Here is a 13224-nt window from a genome sequence, read left to right as displayed (position 1 = left end):
TTTATGCAAAAAGGTGGGGTGACTATTTTTTTATATGAAATTGTAATAATACCTTAGATTTATAGCTAGACGTCAAAAAAGAGAAATTGCAATGCAATTTCTCTTTTTAATTACTATATATTACATTAAAGCTTCTAATACTTCGTCAACCATCTTTTGTGTTGATTCAATACCACCACTTATTGTGTACCAAACCTCAGCGTCTAAGTATACTATATTTCCATTCTTGTATGCATCTGTTTTCTTTATAATTTCATTATCAAACATTTCCTTAGCTGAAGTATTTCCACCTGTTACAGCGGTTCTATCTATTACAAATAAATAATCTGGATTTTTATCTAAAATGTATTCAAATGAAGCCTTTTGTCCATGTGTTGATGATTCTATAGTCTTATCAACTGCTTCAATTCCAAATTCCTTGTGAATTATTCCAAATCTTGATCCTTCTCCATATACGCTAAAGGCATTATCATTAGCTAAAGCTATTAAAGCATTTATACCTTCTGCTTTTTCATTAACCTTACCTACAGCTTCTTCAACCTTAGCAACTTGAGTTTTAACTTCCTTTTCTTTATCAAATATTTGACCTAAAGTTTCCATATTCTTTTTGAAAGAACCTAAATAATCAGTATTATCAACTCCTAGATAAATTGTTGGAGCTATCTTATTTAATTCTTCATAGTATGATTCTAATCTTCCTGACATTATTATTAACTCTGGCTTTAATTCATAAACTTTTTCCATATCAGGTTCTTTTAAACTTCCTACATTTTCGTACTTACTATCTTCATATTTACTTAAAAGACTTGGTAAACTTGATTTTGGTAAACCTATTATTTCTACATCTAAATTATTTAATGCATCTGCTATACCATAGTCAAAAACTATCACTCTTGAAGGATTCTTTGGTACTTCTGTTTCTCCTAATTGATGAGTAATTTTAATCTTCTCACCATCTGCTGAAACACCATTTCCTGCAAATTTAGTAAAACCATAAATACCAAATATAACTGCTATAATAACTATCATTGAAATTATTGTCTTTTTACTCATTTTCATTTCTCCTTTTTATTTAGAAATATACACATATTTTTCTGTTATCTATATTTTGAATATCAAATTTTATTTCATAAATATTTTCAAGTTCTTCCTTTTGGATTGTCTCATCTGTAGGACCATCCTTAACTACTTTTCCATCCTTTAAAGCTACAATATAGTCTGAGTAGCAAGATGCAAAATTAATGTCGTGGATTACTATAATAACTGTTTTTCCAAGCTCATCAGTTAATCTTCTTAATATCTTCATAATCTCAACTGAATGCTTCATATCTAAATTATTTAATGGCTCATCTAGTAAGATATAATCACTGTTTTGAGCTATTACCATGGCAATATACGCTCTTTGTCTTTGACCACCACTTAATTCATCTAAGTACTTATTTTCAATATCCTTAAGCTGCATATATTCAATTGCCTTGTCCACAAATTCAATATCTTCATCCTTTAAATTTCCTTGGCAATAAGGAAATCTTCCAAAGCTAACTAACTCTCTAATAGTAAGCTTTATATTTATGTTATTAGATTGCTTTAATATAGAAACTTTCTTAGCAAGCTCTTTATTATCCCATTCTAATATTTCCTTACCATCTATTAAAACTTCACCTGCATCCCTCTTTATAAGTCTGCTTATTATCGAAAGTAAAGTACTTTTACCTGCACCATTAGGACCTATAAATGAAGTTATTTTTCCTTCTTTTATTTTTAAAGAAACATTGTCTACAACATTTTTGTTTCCATATTTCTTTGTAATTCCTCTTACCTCTATCATTTTGCTCTCTCCTTCATTACAAGATAAATGAAATAGATTCCACCTACAAAATTTATTATTACTCCTATTGTCATTCCAAAATTCAATATTCTTTCCACTACAAGCTGTCCACCTATCAAAGCTATTACACTAATAAAACCTGTTGCTAGTCCAAGTTCACTATGCTTATATGTTTTCACGAGTTGTCTAGCTATATTTACTACTAGAAGTCCTAAGAATGTTATAGGACCTACTAGTGCTGTAGATACTGATGTAAGTATTACTATAACCACCAACATCTTTTTAGTAATCTTATCGTAATCAACACCAAGGTTTATTGCTTCATCTCTTCCTAAAGACATAACATCTAATATCTTTAAAAAATCCATACTAAAAACTATACAAAGTGCTATTACTACAGTAGATATAAGTAATATTTCAGTATTTATATTATTAAAGCTTGCCATCATTTTATCTTGTACCATCTGAAACTCTAATGGATCAATTAATACCTGCATAAACGTTGTTAAGCTTTCAAATAATGTTCCGCATATAACCCCTATTAGTAATAGTGAGAATATATTGCTGCTATTTTTTCTAAATATAAATTTATATATTAATGAAGAAAATATGATCATTATTACTATCGATATAACAAAATTTGCGTTCTTTCCATTTACTACTCCTGAACCTGACCCTAGGATGAATATTAATGTTGTTTGTAAAAGCACATACAATGAATCTAGCCCTAATATACTAGGTGTTAAAATTCTGTTGTTAGTAATTGTTTGGAACACTAAGGATGAAAATCCTATTGATATTCCAACTAATATCATTGCTATAATTTTAGGTATACGTCTTGATAAAGCATAATCAAAATTATTTTCATTTAATCCTATTAATAAAAAGACTGTTACTAATATTGCTGCTGCTATTCCCAAAGCTAGAAGTAATTTTTTATGCTTCATTTCCGGACCTCCTTACTATCATATAAAGGAAAATTGCACTTCCTATAACCCCTACTGTTGTTCCTATAGATATTTCAAATGGGAAGATAACTATTCTTCCAAATATATCACAAGCTAAAAGGAATATAGGTCCAAGTAAGGCTGTATGATATAAAGAATTTTTTAAGTTGTCCCCTAAATAAAGACTAACTATATTGGGAACTATTAATCCAAGGAAAGGAATATTTCCTACAGTTATTATTGTTACTGCTGATATTATTGATACAATAACAAGTCCAATATTAACTACTGCATTGTAATTTAAGCCTAGGTTCGTTGCAAAATCCTCCCCCATTCCTGCTACAGTAAACTTATTAGCATAAAGGAATGAAATTATAACTACTGGTATACTTAAATATAATAATTCGTAATTCCCCTTCATTATCATAGATAGATCCCCCTCCATCCATGAAGAAAGATTTTGAATTAAATCATACTTATAAGCAAAAAATGTAGTTATTGAATTTACCACTTTTCCTAGCATCATACCTAATAAAGGTATGAATATTATATTTTTAAACTTTATTGCTTTTGTCATTTTCATGAATATCATTGTACCTACTAAAGAAAATGAAAATGATATAAGCATTTTTTGCATTGTTGTTGCAGATGAGAACACTAACATTGAAGCTAATATTCCAAGCTTTGCGAAATCTACAGTTGCAGCTGTTGTTGGTGAAACAAACTTATTTCTACTTATTTGCTGCATTATAAGACCACTTATGCTTAATCCAATACCAGCAACAACTATACTTATTAATCTTGGAACTCTACTTGTTAATAATATTTCTATCTTTGTGCTATCTAAAGCAAATATATCTCCTAATTTAATATTAGTTACCCCTACGAATAGAGATAATATGGATAGTATAATTAATATAATAATTAAATACCTTTTCTTCATCTACTCACCTCTGAATGCTTCTTTGACAAAATCTATGTATATTGATATAATTCATATTAATAATCGTTTGATAATGATTCTCATTAATATTATCAATTTTATCATTCTTTGTCTTATAAAATATTTTGTTTTTTTATAAAATATTTAGGCAAAAACTTTTGGAGGCATATAAATGACAACTTTATTAGATAAAGCAAAAGAGAATATAGATAACTTCCACAATTGTACTCATCTTAATATTGAAGCTTACACTGAAAATGGATCTTTATTATTTTCATTAGGTAATCCTGTTAATGCTAAGATTCATAGAATTTTAGAAAGAATTCATGATAAAAAAAATATTATAAACATAAACAAAAAACAAAATACTTTTATTACAATCTGTCCAATAATCCCCAATGATTATACTTATGGCTTTTATGTAATTGGTCCCTATTCTACAGAAAAGAATAATATAGAAGATATTCTATACAAGCCAATTCATTGTCTTCCTCATTTAATACAACTACTTTATGTAAATATAGAGGTGAAAGAAGAAAGTCATAATCTTAATGTAACAAAAGCTATTAAATATATCGATTCTCACTACTCTGAGGATATTAATTTAGATGTAATTTCTAAAGAATTAAATCTTAATAAAACTTATTTTTGTAATGTATTTAAGAAAACTAAAAAGAAAACTGTTATAGGATATTTAAATGAAAAAAGAATAGAGAAAGGTAAAGAACTTTTAGTGAATACAGATATGAGCATTGCAGATATTGCATTATCTATCGGTTACTCAAACCAAAATTATTTTAATACAGTTTTTAAGAAAAAAGAAAATATGACCCCTTTAGAATTTAGAAACAAATATAAAAATATTTAAACACCAAAATATAAAAGGAAATGTAGATAAATCAAATATTTCTAGCATTTCCTTCTCTTTACTCTATACTATCTATATATTAGGTTCAAACAAATTAAAATCTTGAAAAGCCTTTCTAATAGTATATAGTGCATCTTCTTCACTATATATTATTTGATTACTTCCACCTGGTGATGGCTTTTTTACCCTTGTAGTAGATGAACTATTTTTAAATTCTTTTGGTGTAGAATTACAATATCTTTTAAAAGCTTGGTTCATATAGCGATAATCTGAAAACCCACAATGATAGCAAATATCTATTAATTTCATATTAGTAGTAAGAATCATATCTCTTGCATGATTAAACCTTACAAAAGTTAGATAATCCTGAAAATTCTGCTTTAAATGTTCCCTAATAAAATGTGATAAAAAGTATACAGATAATCCTTCTCTATCTGCAATATCCTGTAATGATATTTTTTCATTATAATGTTCTTCTATATAACTTGTAATCCTACTTAAACGTAATTTATTCTGACAAATTGCTCCGTTATAATCAGTGTTTAATTCATATTTTGAATATTGATTTAATAAATAGAAATACATAATATTAATCATACTTGCACAGTTAATTTGATAATATTTTGGCTTTTCTATATAAACTTCTCCAAGCTTTAGAAAAGTATAAATCAATAAATTATGCTTGATATCATATCTACAATGATCAGTAAAAACCACATGGCTAATTTGGGGAAAATATCCTTCAAAATACTTAGGTAATATTTGCAAACATAAAAATATTGATGTTTCCTTCTGTGAAATTATTTCATGCTCATCATTACTATTAAGTAAAATAACATCTCCCGGCTGAAATTGAAATTGTTCATCATTAATAATAAAAATAGGGTTACCTTTAAAAACAAACAACATCTCTACTTCAGGGTGAAGATGGGGCTCGCGATAATCAATTTCCACCACAAACAAATTCATATTTTTTATATTTGGGTAATCAATGATTTCTAGTTTCTTATTCATAATATCCTCCCTTTGATAACGTTATTATAAAAAGTTTTATCATATTTAAAAAGTATATTCTTGTTACCACAACAACATTGTCATATAAACTGAACACAATAATGATATAAATGAAATCGTTTGCCTACTATAATAATCACGTAAGGTTAAATTATTTATTAACTTAAGATTAAATTTTCATTTATGTGAAGGGAGAAACATATGAAAAAGAAATTTACAGCTAAACGTGGACTAATTTTCTCATTAATTTTTACTCTATTTTGTTTAATTAGTTCTAACTTACTTCTAAGTAACTTTGGAAAAGTAAGAATTGAAACTACAACAATACAAACACGATCTGGTGATAATGTTAGTATTCGTGTTTATAGTCCAAAAAATGCAACATCAGAAAATAAAGCTCCTGCTGTTGTATTTGCTCATGGTTTATCAACAACAAAAGAATGTTATGCTCAATATGCATTAGAATTATCTCGTCGTGGATTCGTTGTTATAACACCTGATATGTTAAACCATGGTGGTTCTGATATAACCTCTTATGAAACATTCTTCACTGATATCAACACAGAAGGATATGGAATTTACTCTGCTGTAAGATATGCAAGCGATTTAGATTATGTTGATTCAAACCAAATAGGTATAGTTGGTCATTCAATGGGTGGTAATGCTACAAATATTAGTGTTACTTTAGATAATATGAGTCCTAATAAATTAATCTCTTCAGTATACCTTATTGCAAGTAACCCTACTTTTAAAGATTTTGAAGGAAACTGGGCAAACGTATATGGAGACCGTAGTGTAGGTCTTTACTATACATTCTACGACCATGTTTATTTCAGTACCCAAGATGATACTGGAAAAATAATATCAGCTCAAGAGTTCTTAGCTTCTAATGAAGCTAAATCATTCGCTAGTTTTGGACAAGCACCATCTGCATTCCCAGGTGATGAAGTACTTCCTGGACATACATACTCAACTGATATAAATGGTAAACAAGTAATTCGTCGTATTACAAAAGCTAACGAAATTCATCCAAAGCCACAAGGTGGTAGTGGTGCTGTAGCATCAGTAGTGGACTTTTTCCAAGAAACATTAGAAGCTCCACAATATAAACTTGGTAGTATGCAAATTTGGAAATTCTATAGTATCGCATCTATTTTAGGACTTGCTGGTGCCTTAGCTATATGTATATTTACAATTGCAGTATTAACAAAAACAAAATTCTTCTCTAGCTTAAAAGCTGAAGATAATAAACAATTACGTCCTGCTCCAAATAAAAAAGGAAAAATTTGGTTCTGGTCATTAACCATTCTTAACTGTGCATTTGCTTTCATAAGTATATCTGTAATCTTTAATAAAGGATTAGGATACTTTGTAACAAATCAATTGCCACAACAAACAAGTAATATATACGCTTTATGGGCATTAGCTAATGGACTTTTCATGTTATTTACTTCTTTTGGTTCTTACTTCTTATATGGAAGAAAAGAAGGAGATACTTTAAAGCAATGGGGTGTAAGAATTCCATTTATTGATGTTATAAAGTCAATATTATTAGCTATCATAGGAATATTAAGTGTACTAGCTGTTGTGTATATTGCACAATATATATTCCAAATAGATTTACGTTATTATCTATGGGGAATGCGTGAATTACCTTTAGATCACTTATACTTATTCTTTACTTACCTACCATTCTATTTATTGTTTGGTATCGCTGTTAGTATTGCAATAAATTCTGCATACTACTCAAAAATTGGTAAAGAGCCTACATGGTTAAATGATTTATTCTTTGCATTTATGAATATGATCCCTGCACTTGTAATCACATTTGTTGGATACTATTTATTTGCTAAGACAGGGGTACAGCAAAATATATTTGGATCAACATTTACATTCACATATATGATTAATGCAATACCTGTGTTCCCAATAGCTATACTTGTATTACGTCGTATATTTAAATATTGTAATAATCCTTATGTTCCTGGAATTATAGTAGGAAGCTTACTATGCTTCATGCAAGTTGCTTCAGTATTTACTTGTCATACATTCATGTTCATGGGATAATATAATAAAATATTTTAAAAAGGATGTATCAAAATAAATTTTGATACATCCTCTTTTATTATTTAGCTACTTTCTTTTTGTTTTTAATAATAGCTCCTAATGAAGTAACCATTAATGCTACTAGGAATATAACGCCTTCCATCTTTAAAGAATCACCAGTCTTAATAGTATCCCCACTTTCATCTTTGTTAACTCCATTATTTACATTTCCATTATCTGAATCACTAGATGTCTTTTTAGTTGTTAATATAACTGTTCCCCCTCACTAATAGCCGGTATCGCCACATTTACTACTCCATTTTCATTAACCGTATATTCCTTATTGTTATAACGATCAACAAGTACAGTTCCTACCTCATATGGAACATCTATAGAGCGTTCTTGTTCCACCTCATCAATATTTAGAACTGTAACTCCAGATTCACCGTTATAAGTTCTACTAAATGCACTAAACTTATCTTCATCACTGCCGCCAATAGTTACTCTATCACCTTTAGAAAATACTAGAGAGTTATCCTTTCTTATATTTAATAATTTCTTATAATGATTATAAACTTTTGCATATTCAGGATCTTCTAATCTAGAAAAGTCCATATCATATCTCTTAGCATCACCTAATTCCATTCCGTTCTTACCAGTCATGCCTAACTCTTCACCATAATAAATTACTGGAATACCTTTATCAGTTATAATAATGCATCCATTTCACCATTTTCTAACTTGTTAAATGTTGAATCTACATCAGCTCCATAATATTCACCTATCATCTTAAAGGTAGGATCTATCTCTGTTACGCTGTTTTTCAATGATTTCCAAGTAGCTCCCTCTACATGTTTAACTGTATCAATTCTATAATAAAGCTAAATCCATAGGAACTTTATTACATCCACCAACTTCTGATAAATCCATATAAATTTCTTTTATATTATCTTTGCTTACATCTTCATCTAAAGTAACCTTAACTACTGTGTTTTGATGATAATCAACTTCTTTAGGTGATACTTCAGCTACTCCGTTAATATAATATAACTTTAAGTCTACAACACCTGATTTAGCCTCTTCTCCATCTACTATAAAGGTATATTCATATCTTCCTTCTTGAATATTGTTAAGCCTATACTCAAAGTATTGGTTGGTAGAATCATAAGGCATACCATATAAGTTAGAGTTACCATTTTCATCTTCAACTTTTACATTAACACTTTCAATTTGATCCTGTGCATTATTAAAATATAAATTCCTATCCCTATATCTATCTACCCACTCCCCTTTTCTAATAATAAAACTTATTGTAGATGCGCCCTCTGGAACTAAGAATCTTGCTGTAGCAGTATCTCCATCAAAAGAAGAAAAGTTCTTTTTCATTCCATCAAAGCCTGCCGACCACATCCATATATTCCAATCTTCAAAATCCTTATCTGGTTTTACATACTTAAACTCTACATACTTATTTTCTACTTTACTTTCTTCTCCAACATAAATTACAGAGTTACCATCAGATATTACTTGGTTACCTGAATCTAAGAAAGCATCTGACCAATCATTGCCACTATAAGGTTTAAATTTATATACATATTTACCTTCTGGAACTTCTAATGTTGTTGAGAAAATACTAATATATTACTATATCTTTAACCATTTTAACCTTATTCCGAAAATGAGAACTTTACATATATTCCCTAATGCTAAAGATAACTTTTTATTCTATTTTTGAACATAAAAAATAGTTCACCTAAAAGATTAACTCAAAAAATAAAGAAGCCTATTATGAATAACACTCATAATAGACTTCCTTTCTTTTATTTATTTTATAAGCCTAATTCTTCTCCATTAGAAGATATAACCTTCTTATACCACTCAAATGAATCCTTTTTATATCTTTTCATTGTTCCATTACCTTCATTATTAAGGTCTACATAAATGAAACCATAACGCTTTTTCATTTCTCCAGTAGAAGCACTAATTAAATCAATACATCCCCAAGGAGTATATGCAATTAAATCAACCCCATCTCCTAAGGCACCTTCCATTGATTTAATATGTTCTCTTAGGTATTCAATACGATATTGATCATGTACTTTTTTATCTTCTGTTAGTTCATCTATAGCTCCTAGCCCATTTTCAACAACCATAACTGGAATTTCATAACGATTATAGATTTCATTTAAATAATAACGTAAACCTATAGGGTCCATTCCCCATCCCCATTCTTCAGAATATTGGATATATGGATTTTTTGAACCAAGACTAATTTAAATCTTTAATATCCTCTTCTGGAGCACATGTTAATGGATACGAACATGCTCCAGCTATCATACATCCTACTTTGTATTCTGGATCAATAGAATGTGCACGTTGTACAGCTCTTGCACTTGCAACAAAGTGATTATGTAACGCTTGATAATTATTCGCTATATCATCCTTTGACATGTTAGGAATAAAATCTTTGAACATTAGAAGCTATTTATTTCATTAAATGTTAGCCAATATTTAACTAGCCCTTTATATTCATTAAACAATACTTCAGTATATCTATCAAATAGTGAAATGAGTTTACGATTTTTCCATCCAGATAAAAATCAAGACCTTTTTTATTTGGCTCTTATTCTATTCCATTTGGAAATATTCTTGACCACGAAATAGACATACGAAACATTTTAAATCCCATTTCTGCAAATAAAGCAATATCTTCTTTATAATGATGATAGAAATCAATTGCATTATGGTTAGGATAATAATACCCATCTAAAATTACACCCTTTGCATCTTATGGATATGGTGTAAATTGAGGTGCTAGTCCTCTTCAATCTACATTATATGCACCTTCATATTGATTGGCAGTAGTAGCACCACCCCAATAAAAATCTTTTGGAAAACTCATGTTATATCCATCCTAATGTACAACTGTAAGAAGCTCATCTCCAGCATCTACACTATTATTAGTTGTTTCTACAACATCTAAATAATTATCTGAGTTTGTTATAATCACTGGTGTGATTAAAGAATATCCTTCTTTTTCAATTGCATTAATATCAAATTCTACTAAAGTCTGTCCTTTTTTAATTGTGTCTCCTTGTTTAGCTTTTAATGTAAAGTGTTTTCCTTCTAATTTTACAGTATCCATACCAACATGTATTAATATTTCTGCTCCATTATTAGTTGTAATTCCCATAGCGTGTCCTGTTGGGAATAGTGTTGTAAGTACTCCATCTGCTGGAGCTACAACTTTCCCCTCTGTTGGCATTATTGCTATACCTTTACCTAATACACCACAAGCAAATGCTTCATCTTCAACATTTTTTAGCTCTGTTAATTCTCCTTTTAATGGGCTTGAAATAACTTCTTGTTTAACTAATGTATTTTCACTATCCTGTGAACCATCTGTATTAGAATTATTATCTTCCATATCCTTTGGATCTAATTTTACAAATAACATTGCTAAAAATCCTAAAATTAAACCTGCTGCCATTGCTATAACAACTCCATAAAATCCTTTGTCAGCTCCATTTGGTCCTATAAAGTTCGGTAAAACAAATATTCCTAAACCACCTGGCATATATTTTTTAGATTCAAAGAAACCAAGGATACCTCCTGTAACTGCACCTATTATACAGCTTACTATAAATGGTTTTTTTCTTGGTAATGTAATACCATAAATTGCTGGTTCAGTAACACCAAAGAATCCTGAAATGATTGATGGAACACATAATGATTTTAATTTCTTATTTTTTGCTTTTAATGCTATTGCTAAAACTACACCTGTTTGCGCAAAACATATTGCAACTGAAGTAGCTACAATTGGGTCATATCCTAAAACTGTGAAATTGTTCATTGCTATTGGAACTAATCCCCAATGTAAACCAAACATAATAAATATTTGATAGAATCCACCGATGAATAAACCTGCTATAGTTGAGTTTAAATTATAAATAGTTAATGTTATATTTCCTAATATTTCACTAGCATATGATGCTACTGGTCCTATAGCTAAAAAAGTAACAGGAACTACTACTACTAAAGTTAACATTGGAACAATAAAAGTTTTAACAATATCCGGAATAATTTTCTTAAATAACTTTTCAACATAAGATGCAAATACAATTGAAATTATAACTGGAATAACAGTTGAAGTATAACCACCTGAAGGCATTATAACTGGAATACCAAAGAATTCAATTGTCTTACCTGCAATACCTGCTATTGTAGGATGAACAAGAGATGCACCTATTGCCATAGCTACAAATTGATTTACATTAAACTTCTTAGCTGCTGTAAGTCCTAAGAATATTGGAAAGAAATAAAATAAGCTGTCTCCAATTGTTTGTAGTATAGTGTAAGCACCACTTTCAGTACTTAACCATCCCAAAGCAACAAACATTGCTAAAAATCCTTTAATCATACCAGTTGCAGCTAATACTCCAAGTACTGGTTGAAAAACTCCTGATATAATATCAATTAATTTATCAAAAGTCTTCATCTTTTCTGAAGAATTATTTCCTGCCCCTTCAGAAAGTCCTGCAACTGAAACTACATCTGCATAAACATCTGGAACATGATTTCCTATAACTACTTGATACTGTCCACCACTTTGAACAACTGTAACTACACCATCCATATTTTTCAATACATCGGTGTTAGCCTTTTTTTCATCTTTTAACTTAAAACGTAATCTAGTTATACAATGAGTTAAACCACTAACGTTTTCTTTACCACCAACATTTTTAATTATTTCTTTTGCAAGATTTTCGTATTTCATAAGCAATCGCTCCTTTTAAATTAATCATAATCTATATATAAAAAAGCAAGACCTAAAGTTTAATAATACTAAATTTCTTTTGTATTTTTAAACCTAATGGTCTTGCCTGATTTAACAGTAACAATCCTAAATATTTAATTATTTCTATTATTATCTATTTACAATACGCTTAATATGAAGTGTCAAATAAAGCTGTTCTTCATGACTTAACTCTATATTTAAATATTTTTCTATCTTAAGCATACATTTATATGCATCTTTATATTTTTCCTTTACTTGTGGTAAAAGAAAGTCTTCATTTTCATTTCTATACTGTGTTTTATTATTAAGTCTTTTAAAGAAAAATCTTAAATGAGTAATAAACCTTTCATAGTTTAAAGAGTGTTCATCTAATTCAATATCATATGTATATTTCACAATATTTAGTATATCCTGAATCTTTTTGGTCATATTATAAGCAATATCAGTTTTATCGCTTTTTCCATTAATCTGAGCTGTTATCAAGTGAAGTGCAATATTTCCGGCTTCTTCTTCATTAAGCTTTTTACCAAGTTCACTTTCAATAAACTCTAAAGCCTTTAATCCAATATTATATTCTTTAGGATAAAACTTTTTTATTTCCCAAATCAATATGTTGGGTCTTTCTATCCCTTCATCAAATAATTTTAATGTATAACTTATATGATCAGTTAATGTTACATAAATATAATCATTAAGTTCACAGTTTAACATGTTCTTAGCATATTCCACAATATCATAGCACAATGATATTTGTTCTGTAGGTATATGTTCTAAAATCAT

11 protein-coding genes and 1 pseudogene are annotated in these 13224 nt (G+C 29.1%); 2 read left to right on the top strand and 10 right to left on the bottom strand.

Features of this window, described 5'->3' with window-relative positions; translation table 11 throughout:
- Nucleotides 1–120: 120 nt before the first annotated feature.
- The 4 genes from KIB46_RS04785 to KIB46_RS04770 are packed head-to-tail and all read right to left on the bottom strand — an operon-like array spanning nucleotide 121 to nucleotide 3718.
- A complete protein-coding gene (locus KIB46_RS04785) occupies nucleotides 121–1053 on the bottom strand; it encodes a siderophore ABC transporter substrate-binding protein (RefSeq protein ID WP_291671034.1) in 933 nt (310 codons plus the stop codon).
- 19 nt (nucleotides 1054–1072) lie between these two features.
- Complete coding sequence (locus tag KIB46_RS04780; protein ID WP_156563105.1) at nucleotides 1073–1828, bottom strand: ABC transporter ATP-binding protein; 756 nt, start codon at nucleotides 1826–1828, stop codon at nucleotides 1073–1075.
- Nucleotides 1825–2775 (bottom strand): iron chelate uptake ABC transporter family permease subunit, encoded by a 951-nt coding sequence (locus KIB46_RS04775; RefSeq protein WP_291671033.1) that lies wholly within the window; start codon nucleotides 2773–2775, stop codon nucleotides 1825–1827. The genes KIB46_RS04780 and KIB46_RS04775 overlap by 4 nt, the downstream gene beginning before the upstream one ends.
- Complete coding sequence (locus tag KIB46_RS04770; RefSeq protein WP_156563109.1) at nucleotides 2765–3718, bottom strand: ABC transporter permease; 954 nt, start codon at nucleotides 3716–3718, stop codon at nucleotides 2765–2767. The genes KIB46_RS04775 and KIB46_RS04770 overlap by 11 nt, the downstream gene beginning before the upstream one ends.
- 172 nt (nucleotides 3719–3890) lie before the next feature.
- Here KIB46_RS04770 and KIB46_RS04765 point away from each other — a divergent pair, with 172 nt between their 5' ends.
- Entirely contained in the window at nucleotides 3891–4586 is a 696-nt protein-coding gene (locus KIB46_RS04765; protein WP_156563112.1) for an AraC family transcriptional regulator, read from the top strand.
- Between the two features lie 72 nt (nucleotides 4587–4658).
- Here KIB46_RS04765 and KIB46_RS04760 read toward each other — a convergent pair whose 3' ends face one another.
- Complete coding sequence (locus KIB46_RS04760) at nucleotides 4659–5600, bottom strand: AraC family transcriptional regulator (RefSeq protein ID WP_291671032.1); 942 nt, start codon at nucleotides 5598–5600, stop codon at nucleotides 4659–4661.
- Between the two features lie 201 nt (nucleotides 5601–5801).
- Between KIB46_RS04760 and KIB46_RS04755 the strand changes: the two genes are divergently transcribed.
- Nucleotides 5802–7667, top strand: a complete 1866-nt coding sequence (locus KIB46_RS04755) for an alpha/beta hydrolase (protein ID WP_291671031.1) — start codon at nucleotides 5802–5804, stop codon at nucleotides 7665–7667.
- 243 nt (nucleotides 7668–7910) lie between these two features.
- Here KIB46_RS04755 and KIB46_RS04750 read toward each other — a convergent pair whose 3' ends face one another.
- The 5 genes and pseudogenes from KIB46_RS04750 to KIB46_RS04730 all read right to left on the bottom strand — a co-directional run.
- Nucleotides 7911–8309, bottom strand: coding sequence for a hypothetical protein (locus tag KIB46_RS04750; protein ID WP_291671030.1), 399 nt, complete (start codon nucleotides 8307–8309; stop codon nucleotides 7911–7913).
- Between the two features lie 207 nt (nucleotides 8310–8516).
- Nucleotides 8517–9149, bottom strand: a complete 633-nt coding sequence (locus tag KIB46_RS04745) for a pullulanase-associated domain-containing protein (RefSeq protein WP_291671069.1) — start codon at nucleotides 9147–9149, stop codon at nucleotides 8517–8519.
- 326 nt (nucleotides 9150–9475) lie between these two features.
- A pseudogene (locus tag KIB46_RS04740) lies at nucleotides 9476–10548 on the bottom strand (family 1 glycosylhydrolase).
- Between the two features lie 12 nt (nucleotides 10549–10560).
- Nucleotides 10561–12423: a beta-glucoside-specific PTS transporter subunit IIABC gene (locus KIB46_RS04735; RefSeq protein WP_291671029.1), complete on the bottom strand. Its 1863-nt coding sequence runs from the start codon at nucleotides 12421–12423 to the stop codon at nucleotides 10561–10563.
- A 150-nt stretch (nucleotides 12424–12573) separates the two neighbouring features.
- The coding region (locus tag KIB46_RS04730) for a PRD domain-containing protein (protein WP_291671028.1) at nucleotides 12574–13224 on the bottom strand (651 nt) is incomplete at its 5' end.

Origin of the sequence: Clostridium sp., from assembly GCF_018372875.1 — a bacterium.
Lineage (GTDB): Bacteria > Bacillota > Clostridia > Clostridiales > Clostridiaceae > Clostridium.
The sequence above is the reverse complement of the archived record's forward strand: the minus strand, read 5'-3'. Positions and strand labels throughout refer to the sequence as shown.